The 13954-nt window shown below is 52.8% G+C and carries 13 protein-coding genes; 9 read left to right on the top strand and 4 right to left on the bottom strand.

Annotated elements, in window-relative coordinates; genetic code table 11:
- Both HOJ95_15365 and HOJ95_15360 read right to left on the bottom strand, forming a co-directional pair.
- Window positions 1-91, bottom strand: a 91-nt coding sequence (locus tag HOJ95_15365) for a peptidase S24 (GenBank protein ID MBT6396077.1), incomplete at its 3' end; no start/stop codon positions are given.
- Between the two features lie 544 nt (window positions 92-635).
- Window positions 636-998, bottom strand: coding sequence for a cupin domain-containing protein (locus HOJ95_15360; GenBank protein ID MBT6396076.1), 363 nt, complete (start codon window positions 996-998; stop codon window positions 636-638).
- Window positions 999-1114: 116 nt separating this feature from the next.
- Between HOJ95_15360 and HOJ95_15355 the strand changes: the two genes are divergently transcribed.
- On the top strand, window positions 1115-1789 hold the full coding sequence (locus HOJ95_15355) for a hypothetical protein (GenBank protein ID MBT6396075.1): 675 nt from the start codon (window positions 1115-1117) through the stop codon (window positions 1787-1789).
- A 7-nt stretch (window positions 1790-1796) separates the two neighbouring features.
- Here the strand turns inward: HOJ95_15355 and HOJ95_15350 are convergent, their stop codons facing one another.
- Entirely contained in the window at window positions 1797-3599 is a 1803-nt protein-coding gene (locus HOJ95_15350; protein ID MBT6396074.1) for a thiamine pyrophosphate-binding protein, read from the bottom strand.
- A gap of 35 nt (window positions 3600-3634) precedes the next feature.
- Complete coding sequence (locus HOJ95_15345; GenBank protein MBT6396073.1) at window positions 3635-4642, bottom strand: LLM class flavin-dependent oxidoreductase; 1008 nt, start codon at window positions 4640-4642, stop codon at window positions 3635-3637.
- A 310-nt stretch (window positions 4643-4952) separates the two neighbouring features.
- On the opposite strand from HOJ95_15345, the gene HOJ95_15340 reads away from it, so the two are divergent.
- From HOJ95_15340 to HOJ95_15305, 8 genes are all read left to right on the top strand, one after another.
- The gene (locus HOJ95_15340) at window positions 4953-5933 is read left to right on the top strand and encodes an LLM class flavin-dependent oxidoreductase (protein MBT6396072.1); all 981 of its coding nucleotides are present in this window, start codon (window positions 4953-4955) and stop codon (window positions 5931-5933) included.
- A gap of 11 nt (window positions 5934-5944) precedes the next feature.
- Window positions 5945-7108 (top strand): alpha/beta hydrolase, encoded by a 1164-nt coding sequence (locus HOJ95_15335; protein MBT6396071.1) that lies wholly within the window; start codon window positions 5945-5947, stop codon window positions 7106-7108.
- A 60-nt stretch (window positions 7109-7168) separates the two neighbouring features.
- Entirely contained in the window at window positions 7169-8164 is a 996-nt protein-coding gene (locus HOJ95_15330; protein ID MBT6396070.1) for a TAXI family TRAP transporter solute-binding subunit, read from the top strand.
- A 78-nt stretch (window positions 8165-8242) separates the two neighbouring features.
- Window positions 8243-10393 carry a TRAP transporter fused permease subunit gene (locus tag HOJ95_15325; GenBank protein ID MBT6396069.1) on the top strand — a complete coding sequence of 717 codons (2151 nt, stop codon included), beginning with the start codon at window positions 8243-8245 and terminating at the stop codon, window positions 10391-10393.
- A gap of 61 nt (window positions 10394-10454) precedes the next feature.
- Window positions 10455-11177 carry a cysteine hydrolase gene (locus HOJ95_15320; protein ID MBT6396068.1) on the top strand — a complete coding sequence of 241 codons (723 nt, stop codon included), beginning with the start codon at window positions 10455-10457 and terminating at the stop codon, window positions 11175-11177.
- Between the two features lie 10 nt (window positions 11178-11187).
- Window positions 11188-11913 carry a class II aldolase/adducin family protein gene (locus tag HOJ95_15315; protein ID MBT6396067.1) on the top strand — a complete coding sequence of 242 codons (726 nt, stop codon included), beginning with the start codon at window positions 11188-11190 and terminating at the stop codon, window positions 11911-11913.
- Between the two features lie 106 nt (window positions 11914-12019).
- On the top strand, window positions 12020-12904 hold the full coding sequence (locus HOJ95_15310) for an amidohydrolase family protein (protein MBT6396066.1): 885 nt from the start codon (window positions 12020-12022) through the stop codon (window positions 12902-12904).
- A gap of 33 nt (window positions 12905-12937) precedes the next feature.
- The gene (locus HOJ95_15305) at window positions 12938-13933 is read left to right on the top strand and encodes a Gfo/Idh/MocA family oxidoreductase (GenBank protein ID MBT6396065.1); all 996 of its coding nucleotides are present in this window, start codon (window positions 12938-12940) and stop codon (window positions 13931-13933) included.
- Window positions 13934-13954 lie beyond the last annotated feature (21 nt).

The following is a 13954-nucleotide window of genomic DNA, read 5'->3' as shown; positions in this document are numbered from 1 at the left end:
TGCCTTCGATGTAGTCGTCCGCCGGGCTGGGAAAGCCTGCGGCAACCCTCACGCCATAGAGTATGAGCCGGAGGCTGGAGGCCACTTTCATTTGGAGGATACGGGAAATCGTCATCATCTCTCCTGCATGGAGTAGCGTAAGTGGCTAAAAAAAATGAGAAATTGGTATCACCCCCGAACACCCAGGAGAGGTAGGGGGGGGCTTATCCCGCGAGGCTCCCGAAAAAATGGTGTCACCCCCGAACACCCGGGAAGAGGTCGGGTGCCTTATCTCGCGAAGCTCCCGAGAAATTGGTGTCACCCCCAAACACCTGGGAGGTAGGGGGGGGGCCTTATCCCGCGAAGCTCCCGAGGAAATGGTGTCAACCCCCTCCTGCAAGGGGAGATTGTAATTTGTATACGAAAATAAAACGAAAGTCAAATCTCGGGGTGCTCTTTGTTTGGTGTGGTATTTTATTATTTAAATATTTAATTTAGTAATTGTAACGAGGACAGATCGAGATATCCCCCCCTGGCGAACCCGCTCCGGGCGAACCCGCTCCGGGCGAACCCGTTTCCGGGCGAACCCGTTCCGGGCGAATCCGTTCCGGGCGGGGCTTTTCCGTTATGAGCGGCATGTGGCAAGTGATAGGAGCCTAGGGCCGCGCCATGTCGTCTGGAGGGGAGGCGACAACAACGAACTCGAGATCCGAGGTGCCAGGATTGTCGATGCCATGCATCACGCCCGGGGGGATGAAAATAACGGCGCCGGGCTCGCATATATGCGGCTTCCCGTCGAGCGTGACTCTCGCAGTTCCCTTGAGGATGTAGTAAATATTCTCCGCTTGTTCGTGTTTGTGGGCCTCGGCCCAGCCGCCAGGCTGGTAGATCGATATGCGGAAATCGAAATGCTGGGAGCCAGAGTTCTCGGGCGCGACGAGCATCTTGGATAGTGCGTTATAATGCGCAGGAGGGGAGAGCCATGGTTTTTCCTCTTGCCGGAATACGAGAGCGTCCATTTGAGAACTCCTGTTTTAGGTAAGGAGAGATTGGATTTTTTCCGCGTAGATACTTCTATTATGAACCTGCAGTCTTTGAGATTAAAGGGCGGCTGGTAGCTTGGGGGAGGTTGATTATGGAAGTCGTTCGAAGTGGCGATCTGGGGCTTTTCGCCCCCAATTACGATGTCGAGGAAAGCGAGGTGGCAGAATATCTCGAATGGCTTCATGGGGAGCATCTGCCCCGAACGCTTGCTGAGGGCTCGTTTTCTGCGATTTCTCATTATGAGGCGATAAAAGCACCGAAGCGATTTCAGCTTCTTGAGATAATGCCCGCCTACACGAAATTTCACAGTAAAGGGCGCCTTGAGGCAGCGAGACATCTTCCTGCCAACGTCGCCGATATGATGGCACTTAGGCTCGGGCAGGTACGTAACCATTATGCCGAGGTGTCGAGGGTGAACGGATCTTCGGATTCCTCAAGGGACCCGAGTCTTGCAATAGGGCCGGCGGTATGTCTTTTAAGGTTTGATGTCGCGCTGGATGTCCGGCCTGGTTTTAACGCATGGCTGGGCCGGGAGCATTATGGCGAGGTTGCGAAGATAGAGGGGTTGCTCTCGTTTCGGCGATACCTGGCTGTTGAAGGGGAGCCAACAAACCTTTTTCTGTATGAGTTCGAGTCACCAGAGGTCATGAGCGCTGGCGATATCGAGCAAGCATGGTCCACCTCCTGGGCCGAAGAAATCTCCCAGGAGGTGAAGCACATTAAAAACTCAAAGGTGCTCTATCGTAGGATTTGGAGTCAAGGCTAGCTTAATTTTAGCCATCAATGATGGTTCTTGTCCCGATGGCTGGTTCGCCGTGGCCTAGGCCGGGCAATTCCCATACCCCTGCACCGACTGGGTTGCCATCCCCCTGAATGTTTGCATCGATAACGCAGGGAGCATTTGCCTTAATCGCTTCCTCTACGGCTTCTCCTAGGTCCTTAGCCTTATCAACTCGAATACCGTTGATGCCAGCCGTTCGTGCCATGGCGGCGAAGTCGGGGTTGTAAGGTTCTTTTGAGTTCGGTTCCTTGAAGTCAGTGACGAGTTCTCGCCCATCGAGGTAACCGCGCTGGAGGCCACGTATTGAAGCGTAGGCATAATTGTTCCACACAACCCAAATGGCGGGGATGTTGTATTCAACCGCCGTGGCCATGACGCTAGCGTGCATTAGAAAAGCACCGTCTCCGCAGACAGAAAGGCAGGGTCTTCCAGGCGCTGCGATGGCGGCACCTAAAACACCCGCCACTCCGAAGCCCATAGCTCCAAATCCCATTGAGCCTATGAGCGAATGTGGGCCTTTGGGACGGCAATACTGAATGAGCCAATTGTGGTGGATGCCTACATCACTGACGACAATGGCATCATCAGGTAGTACTTTGTCGATCTCGTGAGCAGCGCGTTGTGGGTGAATCGGTGTCGTGTCCACCTGATAGCCGGGGGCGGTCCATTCTTCCCATTCATTACTCCAGCCGTCGATATCGCGTAGCCATGTTTCACGTGCGGCCGGAATTTCGTTGGCGGCTTTCCGCGCATCCATTTCAGCAAGCACCTGACCTAGAAAAATTTTCACGTCAGCCATGAGACCTAGAGCTACAGGGTAGTTTCGCGCTATTTCCTCAGGGTCGATGTCCACATGAATCAATTTGGTGGGCGGGATGTTGAACGAATATCCCGGCAGCCAACTGCTCGATGTACGGTCATCGAAACGGACCCCCAGGGCGAGAAGGACATCAGCCTGCCGGGCGGCATGATTCGCGGGATAGGTGCCGTTCCGGGCGATGAGCCCGAGCGATAACGGATGGGAGGTGTCGATGGCTCCTATGCCGCTTGAGGAGCAGACAACAGGAATTTTGAGCCGCTCAGCCAGCCGGAGCATCAATTCCGCCGCCCCGCCGTATTTGACGCCCTGGCCGACCATGATGACCGGCCGTTCCGCTGTCAGAAGCATATCGACCGCTTTCTTCACACCCTCAGGGTCGGCGCCGCAGCGGCACGAAATGTTGGTGTTCCAGTCTTTCGCCTGGGGCATGTCGACATCAGCCTCTTCCTTGAAAATGTCGAATGGGACGTCAAGCACGACGGGGCCCGGTCGACCGGTGACCATAGTTTTCCAAGCCTGACGAGTGAATAAGGGGACTTGTTCGGCACGTGTGGGTTGGTAAACGCGTTTGCAAAAGGGCTTGACTGCTGAGGGAAAATCCGCCTGATAGTGGCGATATGCTTCCTGAAAAGCGCCCCGGTTGAATTGATCGGTGGGGACGTTTCCGGTAATGGCGAGAAACGGGACCGAATCGAAAAAGGCGTTTGCCAGGCTGATGGGCATGTTGGCCGAGCCCGGGCCGCAAGACGTGAAGGTGGCAGCGGGTTTTCCGGCTACTCGATAGTAAACATCTGCCATGAATCCCGAGACGGACTCATGCCTAACCGAGTAGGTATTGATCTCATCGGAGCGCTCATAGAGTGCATCGATAAAACTAATATTTCCGTGTCCGCAAAGGCCGAATAGATCCGTTGTGCCTTCCTGGATGAGATAGTCAGTGATTATTTGACCGCCATTCATACGTGTCATGGCAATACTCCTTTATGTATAGAGATAAGAATTGTGATCCATTATAACACGCGCGGGAGTACTTCTCGCCCGAGCATTTCGATTATCGCAATGCGCTCGTCTAAACTAAAAGGCATTGCCACGAGAAAAGTTTCAACATTTATTTCCTTCAGCGCCTCAAAACGTTCAATGATATCGGAAACTGTACCCACAATACCAAATCGGTCGATCATGTAATCGGTTACGTATTTGGCGTTTTTTGTGGTGGGCCCCAAATCAGTTTCATCGTAATTTTCTCTGAATGTCTTAACTTCGGAAAGGTGATTTTCTGGCACGGCGTGGTAGGAAACACGGAAATTTTGATTCGCGAATGAGGTTATGCGCGGCTTGATAGCGTTACGGATTTTTTCGCGGTCATCACCGAAGCTAAGAAGCCCGTCTATCCAAACAGGAACGCAGCCTGCCGATTTTCCTGCAATGGTTTCTCCCTTGGTAACACAACTACGCACCCACTCTATAGTCTCGGGAGCTAGTCCGGCTAGTGTAATGAGGCCGTCGGCAAGTTCTCCACCCAATGCAAGAGTTTTCGGGCCGCCGGCGGCGAGATAGATGGGAAGATCAGACTTGTTCCAATTTGAGGTAAGAACCTGACTTTCGAAATCTATAGGGGTGCCCGAAAGTAGATTTTTTAACACAATTAATGACTCCCGCATCGTATTCAACCTGACCGCTTTTTTCCCGATGAGATGAACTGCGGTGTCCCCTGTGCCGATGCCGAGTAGCATTCGACCACCAGAAATGTCATCTATAGAGCCTGCTGCATTAGCCGTTACCGAGAGATGACGTGTGAGTGGGTTAGTCACACAAGTGCCAATAATTGCGGTGCTGGTCGCCTGTGCGGCGAGAGCAAGGGTAGTGTATGGGTCATGCACATGAAATCGGGAGAGGGATACGCTGTCGGCGAATAATATGGGGTCAAAGCCTAAATTTTCGGCTTTTTGTACCATTTCGAGGATTTTTCCGATTGGTGGAAAATCCTGCAAGGGACCAAAGTGCAACCCAACACGCATTGAAGTCCTCCTACGGTCAACTTAAAAGTCTCTATCTATCTGTATTTCACAAGCCTAGAACATAGCCATAGATATTGGAGGTGCGCCTGGAATTCATTTATGAAAATTAGATTAGCATATTGAATAATTGCCAGCTATTGCCAGGTCTTTTGATACTCGGAGGTTTGCAAGTTAGGATATGGAAAAGAAATTTTTAAATTTTTGTTCCGAGACATGAAGCGATACATAAGGCTCTAGATTTCCTGAATTTCTTTGTCTTGCGAAATGTATCGATAGTGTCGGTAATTTTTTGTGTATAGGAGATCTTGAAATGGGAGTTGCTTTTAGTCTTCATCTTGTTCCGGACGATATCGGTGCCCTTGCAAAACGGGCCAAACTTGCGGAGGAGAGTGGTTTTGAGCAGGTGTGGGTGGCAGAAAGTCATCTGACTTGCAGGGATCATAATGTTGCTCTAGCTGTTGCCATCCAGAATACATCGACGGTCAAAATTGGTCCCGGTGTTACTAACCCTGTGCTCCACGATGATTCCGTTGCCGCCAGCACCATTGCTACCTTAGACGAATTGTCAGGAGGGCGAGTTCTTTTCGGCATCGGTTCCGGCGACACTCCCGTATACACGTTGGGTAGAAAGATGGCTCGCCTTGCGACCATGCGCACATCGATACACAGGATTAGAAGTTTGGTCAGAGGTGAGGTGGTTGAATACGAGGAGGGTGTTAACGTCAATATCTGGAGCAAGCGCGATATTCCCATCTACACCTCAGCGGAGGGACCAAAGACACTGAAGATGTCCGGCGAAATCGCTGACGGTGTAATTGTCGGCTCCGGTGTTTATAAAGAAACTGTCGAATGGGTGTTGAGGCACCTGAATGATGGAATTGCGGAAAGACAGGATAATCTAGGTGCGATGGATATTATCTTTGGAGCTGTTGTCTCTGTGGATCGGGACGGCCATGCCGCAAGAGAAAAAGTCAGATCTCGTGTCGCTAACCGGGCACATCATAATTTCAGGATGACACTTGATTCGGTGCCCGAAGAGTATCAGCCTGAAATTCAAAATCTTCTCGATAATTTTGATGTGAGCAACTGGCGCCACCCCAAACATGTGCCGCTCATTACGGATTACATTCTAGACCGGTTCACAATTACAGGAACTCCCGAGGATTGCGTAAAGCGAATCAAGGAAATTGAAAGCTTTGGGGTAAAAAGCATCATGATTGATCCGCCGTCGCAAGATTTTGACGAGTCACTCGAACTGTTTGCCAAAGAAGTTATGCCTCATTGCATGTGATGGAGGAACTCATGTCGGATCGTAGCCGGTTAAGTCATAAATGGATCTCCGAGGAATTCTATAAGGTTCATGACGTTTATGCTTTTCGCTCAACGATGTTTGTGGAGTGGGGTTTCCGTCCCGCCGATGTGAAACGCACTACCGAGCGAATTAAGGTGCCGGGTGCTGTGGTTAAGGAGTGGGCAAGAACGGCGGCCCAAGAAGAGGGATTTGCCCGTGAAGCTGAGGAGGCTGGACACCGTGAGAGCGCGGCAGAGTTGTACTATCGTGCCGCTCTATACTATGGACCCGCATGCGGTACGATTCATACGAACAGCCCTCGCAAGCAAGAACTCTACGCCAAGATGATCGCGTGTTATGAAAAATTCATCGAGTTGTTTGAAGAGGCGCCTGTCGAGCGGGTGGAAATACCGTTTGAAAGCGGTAAAAGTATCCCTGGGATACTACAGACAGTTCCGGGGGTTGAAAATGCTCCCTGTGTTTTGGTGGTCCCTGGTATGGATACCATCAAGGAGTATATGCCTAGTCCTTATCACAATCATTTCCGCCGCCGAGGTATAGCGACTCTAAGCATCGATGGTCCTGGCCAGGGCGAGAGTAATGTGAGGGAAAATTGGGTGACGCTAGATAATTTTGAACGGGCAGGTTCTGCGGCGATCGATTATCTTGAAGGTCGCCCCGAGGTGGATGCATCTAGGGTTGGTCTCTACGGTTGGAGCATGGGAAGCTATTGGGGCCCCCGTGTTGCTGCGCATGATGATCGCCTCAAGGCATGCGTCGGTGCTATGGGTGTTTACCTTCAAAAAGATACGATTTTTAATCTCGGCAAACCAGCTTACCGGACAAACTATATGTATATGTCCGACATTCACGACGAGGATGAGTTTGACGTGATGTTGGAGCAGATGACACTAGAGCCAATCGCAGAAAAAATAGACTGTCCGATGCTCCTCGCGATGGGGGAGTTTGATGAGTTATGTCCTCTTGAAGATGCTGAGCAGCTTTTTGATTTACTCAAGTGTCCTAAAGAGCTCTGGGTGTATGAAAATGAGACGCATACACTGGGTTCCCGACTACCAGATTTTTATCTTGCTGTGGCAGATTGGCTTCTCGATGCGCTTAATGGAAAATTCGACAACGACCATACTCAAAAGCGATTTTTCAATGCTCGATGATAAAAAGCTTTTTTTGTTTCACATCTGACAGTTAAGAATTTTTCACGGGAGGAGAAGGCGATGAAAAAGAGAAGCAGGTTAACATGTCTAGTAGCTACTGCATTGTTCGTCGTGTCGGGTTTCGTTGGTTTTTCTGTGGAAACGGCTACCGCCCAGAAGCGAATTACGATGAAAGGTGGGCAAATTCGTGGTGCCTATAACAGGTGGACCAGTGCCTACGCGGTCTATTTGACGAAGGAATTGAGTGGAATTCAGGTCTCCTCGGAGTCCTCGACGGGCGCCTCCGAGAACGTTCGTTCTGTGAATTCGGGCGCGGTAGAGCTTGCGCTCACCTTTTCGAGCGAAACGTTTCTCGGCTCCCGGGGGAAGGCCCATTATAAAAAGGCCCAGAAAAACCTCCGGACCATGACCTATCTTTTCGGCTCCGTGGGCCATCTGCTCGTGCCGGCGAAAAGTTCGGTAAAGACGATTTATGATCTGAAGGGGAAAACCCTTTCGATGGGTGGGCCCGGCTCGGGTTCGGCGAAAAATCTGACCAACCTCGTCAAGCATCTGGGATTATGGGGCAAGTTCAAGGCAGTCTATCTTGGTCGTAAAAGCCCCGAAGCGATGCGGAACGGAAAAATTATCGGCTACAACTGGCACCCCGGTCTGGGCAACGCGATGATCCGCGATACGGCCACCATGATGAAGATCCGCTTTATCAACATGGACGCCCCCGCGCGGAAATCGGGATTTTATAAAAAATTCCCGTATTACGGCCCGACAGTTATTCCCGCCGGCGTTTATCCCAACGTCAAAGTCGATACCCCGACGTTTGGCACCGGCACGGTCATGATCGCCAACAAGAACGTTTCGGCGGGGCTCATCTACAAGATTATGAAAGCCATGTATTCCGACAAGGGGAGAAAATACATCCTCTCGGCCGCCGGCAAGGTCGCCAGCGAATTGTCGGTCGCCAATGGCATGAAGCTGATCAACGCGCCGCTTCACCCCGGAGCCGTCCGGTTCTGGAAAGAGAACGGAAAGAAGATTCCGGCAAACGTCATGCCGTAGCCGTTTCGGCGATGCGGCAATGGATTATCGGCCCCCGTGCGGCCTGGATTCGCGCGGGGGCCTTCTTCCGGGGGAATAATGGCGACCACCGATGAATCTTCTCAAGAGGTTTCGGCCGGCATCGGGGGGAGCCGCGCATCGCAGCTTGCCGGGGTGTGGGGCTGGCTATACCAGGGCATGGGGGTGTTCCTCGGCCTGTTCGCCATCTGGTCGGCGGGGCCGGGCATTCCCGAGCAAAACCTTCACCTCGGCCTCTACACCTTCCTGACCTGGACGCTGACTTTCCTTCTTTTTCCGGGCAGGAAAGGCACGCCCTGGCGCCCGCCCGGCGCGGAGGATCTGATCCTCGCGGCGGGGCTCACCTTCCTCATCGCCCACGCCATTTTGCGCGCGGACACCGTTGCTGAAAACGGGGCGGTCCTCATCGACTGGATCGGGTGGGGCGCGGCCGTAATGGTGGCAGGATATTCGATTCGCAGACCCTCGGCGTTAAATTTTGCCCTCAAGGGTCTTGCTTTCGTCTGTATGTATTACTACGTATCCCACTATCTCGAACTTCAGGACCGGACCGGCGCCTGGACATCCACGGATTTTTGGATGGCTCTGACGGCCATCGCTCTCTCGCTCGAGGCCGCGCGGCGCGGGCTGGGCCTCTGGATTCCGGGCATCGCCCTGTTCGCCCTCCTGTATGCCCACTTCGGCTGGATATTCCCGGGCCAGCTTTCTCACCGCGGCTCCACGGTTCATCAGATTGTGAACTACACCTTTTATTCTCAGGAAGGCATTTTCGGCGTCATGACGAGCGTCATGGCGACCTACGTTCTTATCTTTATCTATCTTGGCGCGTTCATGAACCGCTCGGGCATGGGGAAATTTTTCATCGATATGCCTCTCGCCCTCGCAGGCGGGACAGCGGGCGGACCCGCGAAGGTGGCGGTTCTGGCCTCGGCGATATTCGGCTCCATCTCGGGGAGCAGCATCGCCAATATCGTATCGACCGGTACCTTCACCATCCCGCTTATGAAAAAGGTGGGGTTCCGCCCCCAGGTGGCCGGGGCGATCGAAAACAGCGCCTCGCTCGGTGGGCAACTCTTACCGCCCGTCATGGGCTCGGGCGCGTTCGTAATGGCCGAGATTACGGGCGTCCCCTATGTCCGGATCATGGCAATCGCCGCCGTGCCCGCTCTTCTTTACCTCTTCTCCATCGGGGCCATCGTTCACTTCGAGGCGAAGAAAAATGGCATCAGAGGGATGGCGGATGATGAGCTCCAGAAGCCGGGTGAGGTGTTCCGGAACGGATGGTTCCATCTGCTTCCCATGGTTGTCCTGCTATTGTTCCTGATCGTGGGCTATTCGCCCGACTGGTGCGCGGCGGTGGCGATTCTCTCCATCGTTTTGATCAACTGGGCCCGTATAGCTCTCCATCGCTACTTTCCCGAAGCTTTTCCGAAACCCGCTGAGATCATGGACCTCCGCGGAATCATTCGCTCCCTGGTTGAGGGAACGGAAAATTCCCTGCTCGTCGGCTCCGCCGCCGCCGCAGTCGGAATCATCGTGGGCATGGTTGCCCTGACGGGCCTTGGCCTGAAGATGAGCTATTTGCTGGTCGCATTTTCGGGGGGCAGCCTTTTATTCGCCATCTTCCTGGTCGGGGTCGCCTCCCTGGTCCTGGGGATGGCGCTTCCGATTACGGCTTCTTATCTCGTTCTCGTGGTGCTAGCCGGTCCGGCGCTTGAAAATCTGGGCGTGCCGCTCATTGCCGCCCACATGATTGTCTTCTGGCTCAGCCAGGATTCGAACATCACGCCCCCCGTCTGCCTGGGCGCCTATGTCGCGGCCTCGATAGCCGGGGCCGACCCCATGAAGACGGGCTGGATGAGTTTCCGGTTCGCGAAAATGCTCTACGTCATCCCGCTACTTTTCGCGTACACGCCGATTCTGCTCACCGGCTCGGCAAGACTCGCCGTCTGGGTCATGGTATTTGCCGTGGCGGGAACATTGGGATTTTCCGCCTGGACGATGGGCTATCTCCGCAGAAAGACAAATATCATCGAATGGGCCGCCCTGGGGGTCTCGGCGGCCTTATGTTTCATCCCCGGCCAGTTGGTATTTCAGGGATGGATTTCGGGATACGCCCTGAACATCTTTGGAGCCTCCTTGCTGGGCGCCATTTATTTCTGGCAGCGGCGAACGCCCGCCGCGCCGCCCGCCGTGCCGGCCGCCGCCTGATCCGGTAGCGGACAGTATAAAAAAAGACCGGCCTTTTGCCGGATGCCCGGAGGAAAACAAAATGGGAAACGATTCCGTCGCTTTGATCGACCGATCGGCCCTGGCCAAAAAAATGAACACCGCTCTCCGCTTCGAGGCGGGAAAGACCGCCGCCGTCACCATCGACTGCCAGCGGGGGAACCTTGAGCCTACAATCGCCTCGCTTCCGGTCCCGGAAGCCGAGTGCGAACGCGTTATCGCGGGGACGAACCGTATGCTCGCCGCCGCCCGGAAGGCCGAATTGCCCATCATTCACGTCTACACGGTTTATGAAGATCCTCTCTTGGGTAAGCATCCCTTTGAGCAGGCCATGCTCGGAGCAAAGGAATCTTTCACGCCTCACCAGCAGAGTGATTTTGCCCGCCATAAATCCCCCGGCTCGCCGGAAGGAGAATTGATTTCCACCTTGGATGTTCAACAAGAAGACTATCTTATCGACAGCAAACGAACTTTCGATATGTTTTACGGGACCCAGCTTGAAGTCCTGTTGCGTGGTCTGGGCGTTGATACGCTTCTCATCGCTGGTTGCAATACGAATACTTGCGTTTTGGCCTCCGTTTTTGGGGCATACTGCCGCAATTACACTGTGGTGGTGCCCTCCGATTGTGTCGCATCGGCCTACGGAGAGGATCTTCATCAATTTGCTCTCTCGAACATTCAACGGCGTCTCGGATGGGTAATCACGTTAGATGAACTCGAGGAAAAGCTAAATTTCCGCGCTGGCGCCCAGAGCGCGGTGCATTAGGAGGATAAGGATGCCCAGCACCACAGAACCAGAATTACGATACCAAGTGGCCCTTGCAGGTAGAATTTTAGGTTTTCTTGGGCAGACGGACGCTATCTTAGGTTTTGTCGGCGCGCGGGCGGCTGACAACGCCTCATTTTGGATGAAGCAAATGCCTATGGGTCTAGACGAAGTGTATCCAGGCGATTTGCTACGTATCGACTACGATGGAAACGTGATTGAAGGGGAAGGGCGAAAACACAACGAGTGGGTGCTTTTCGCCGCCATGTTCAGAGACCATCCTGAGATGGTGGCTGCAGTCCATACACATGCCCCCTACTGCTTGGCTGTAGCCGCCCAGGGTAAGAGCATAGAGCCATTTGATCAGTTTGGCACTTATTTTTACGCGAACGGTGTTCCTCTATATGAAGACACGCCCGATCGTGTCTATACCTTCGAGCTGGCAGAAGCAATTTTGAAGAAAATGGGAAAATGTCCTGCCTCCATCATTACCTATCATGGCATCTTGACTCATGGTGTTAATGTGAGGGAGGCGTGTATGCGGGCCGTATATCTCGAAAAAGCGGCTCAGACGCAACTTCTTGCCTATCAAGGGGGAAATGCTCAGCCGCTCAACGATGAACTTGCGATAAAGCTCGGCCTGAATGCACCCTACGATCTTCTTTATGAATTTACATGGGACTACTACGAGCGCCAAATTCGAGCGCAGGTTCCAGATTTCAAGTTTAACGATTGACCCGAGGGCGGCATGTCGTAGAATGCACTTCCTCGTTTCCGAAAGACTTGTGCAATCCCTATCTGAATACGGCCATGCCCCGGTAGCCGAATTTTAAGGAGAAGTGATGACGGACGAAAAATATCCTCTTTGTCCGGGCCCAGATCCCGATACGAGAACACCGAAACTAAAGCTCCCTCCCGGTTCATGTGATACGCATGCCCACATTTTTGGTGCCGAGGAGAAATATCCACTTTCACCTCGGCGTGGCTACACACCGCCACCTTGTTCTATCGAGGATTATTTCAGGCTTCACGAAATATTGGGGGTCGAGCGTGGTGTATTGATTCAGGCTAGTGCTTACGGCACGGATAACACAATGATTATGGACACGCTTGCCGAAACCGGCGGTCGGCTTCGTGCCGTGGTGGCTGTGGATGGAACAGTAACTGACCAAGAACTTGAGAGAATGAACGAAGCGGGAGTTAGAGGTATTCGGATAAATCTAGCCGATCCCGGCGGCAATCCATTTTCGAATTTTAGCGAAATTGAAGAAATAGCCGAACGAATCAAAGGATTAGGCTGGCACCTTGAATTTCTCCTTCACGCGAATGATTTTCCCGATCTCAGAAAAACTTTCTCGGGCCTGCCAGTGGATTCGGTGTTTGGTCATCTGGGGTATGTGCCCACGTTGAAGGGAGTTGAAGACCCCGGATTTCAGGAATTTCTCGATTTAGTACGAGATGGACAGGCCTGGGTGAAGCTTACAGCACCAAATAGGATTACTGGGCTCGAGCGCCCGCCATATACAGATGTCGATCCTTTTGGTCGAGCGCTTGTTGAAGCCAATAAAGACCGAATGTTGTGGGGGTCTGATTGGCCACACGTTTTTTTCTATAAATTCACGCCTAACGATGCGGATCTTCTCGACCAACTTGCCGACTGGGCACCGGATGAGGCAGTTCGTAATAAAATTCTCGTAGACAATCCCGCTAAGCTTTATGGATTTTAGTTAGGGGGAGATGTTCGGAAAGGGAGACAAATTATGACTTCAGATAAAGTGCGTCTTGGTGTTATCGGAGTTGGGCGATGGGCTGGCATGCTTGCGGACGCTCTTGGACGTGGTGGTGAGGGTGAAATCATTTCTGGATTTTCGAGGACGGAGGAAACACGAAAAGCGTTTGAAAAGGAAGTGGGTTGCCGGTCGGCGTCTAGTCTCGATGAACTGCTTAATGACGATGAAGTGGAGGGCGTGATTATCGCAACGCCTCATACTACGCATGGCGACATGATCATCGAGGCGGCCTCGGCGGGTAAGCATGTTTTTGTTGAAAAGCCGTTTACTCTCAAAGTGGCTGACGGCAAACGGGCAATCAAGGCGGCGGAAGATGCCGATGTTATTTTGCAGGTTGGGCACCACCGCCGAAAGATGGGTGCCACACGCCGCCTTCGCGAGATGATTGACAATGGCGAATTGGGGATGCTTCATCAGCTTGAGGCAAACATCACGAACACTAATGGCCAAGTGCCGCGCCAAGGTTGGAGGAACGATAGGGAGGAGTGCCCAATCGGTGGCATGGGGGCGCTTGGTGTCCATAAATTGGACAACTTCCACTACCTTGCCGGGCCCGTGAAGCGGGTATTTGCTTTCAGTAAGAAACTTTTCGCGGGGGGGAATCTCGACGACGTTTCTGTCATCGGAATGGAGTTTGAGAGTGGTCCGCTCGGCTATCTTCAGACGTGTATCGTTACACCGACACTAATTTCAACGGCTGCATATGGCACTGAGGGTTGCGGCTGGAGCGAGGAAGACGGCTCGAAACTGTATTATCAGAAAAAAGATGAGACTTCCCGTTGCGAACTTCCTGTGGAAAAAGGCGATGCCCTGGCGGCTGAACTGGTGGAATTTAGCCGTTGTATTAGAACGGGAGACAAACCTGAAGTTGGTGGTGCCGAGGGTCTGGAGGTTGTAGCGGTATTCGAGGCTATCGTAGAGAGCGTGAATACCAGCAAGGCGGTTGATGTATCGGATTTTAGGTAGGGAAATTGGATGTAGGGGGGG

The sequence above is a fragment of the Nitrospinaceae bacterium genome (genome assembly GCA_018669005.1).
Taxonomy (GTDB): domain Bacteria; phylum UBA8248; class UBA8248; order UBA8248; family UBA8248; genus UBA8248.
This window is presented reverse-complemented; position numbering and strand designations above follow the sequence as displayed.

Excerpts from the sequence above, each read along its gene's own strand:
- HOJ95_15320 (MBT6396068.1), top strand. The coding sequence starts at position 10,455 with ATGGGAAACGATTCCGTCGCTTTGATCGACCGATCGGCCCTGGCCAAA.
- HOJ95_15330 (MBT6396070.1), top strand. The coding sequence starts at position 7,169 with ATGAAAAAGAGAAGCAGGTTAACATGTCTAGTAGCTACTGCATTGTTC.
- HOJ95_15310 (MBT6396066.1), top strand. The coding sequence starts at position 12,020 with ATGACGGACGAAAAATATCCTCTTTGTCCGGGCCCAGATCCCGATACG.
- HOJ95_15340 (MBT6396072.1), top strand. The coding sequence starts at position 4,953 with ATGGGAGTTGCTTTTAGTCTTCATCTTGTTCCGGACGATATCGGTGCC.
- HOJ95_15315 (MBT6396067.1), top strand. The coding sequence starts at position 11,188 with ATGCCCAGCACCACAGAACCAGAATTACGATACCAAGTGGCCCTTGCA.
- HOJ95_15325 (MBT6396069.1), top strand. The coding sequence starts at position 8,243 with ATGGCGACCACCGATGAATCTTCTCAAGAGGTTTCGGCCGGCATCGGG.
- HOJ95_15305 (MBT6396065.1), top strand. The coding sequence starts at position 12,938 with ATGACTTCAGATAAAGTGCGTCTTGGTGTTATCGGAGTTGGGCGATGG.
- HOJ95_15360 (MBT6396076.1), bottom strand. The coding sequence starts at position 998 with ATGGACGCTCTCGTATTCCGGCAAGAGGAAAAACCATGGCTCTCCCCT.
- HOJ95_15335 (MBT6396071.1), top strand. The coding sequence starts at position 5,945 with ATGTCGGATCGTAGCCGGTTAAGTCATAAATGGATCTCCGAGGAATTC.
- HOJ95_15345 (MBT6396073.1), bottom strand. The coding sequence starts at position 4,642 with ATGCGTGTTGGGTTGCACTTTGGTCCCTTGCAGGATTTTCCACCAATC.
- HOJ95_15355 (MBT6396075.1), top strand. The coding sequence starts at position 1,115 with ATGGAAGTCGTTCGAAGTGGCGATCTGGGGCTTTTCGCCCCCAATTAC.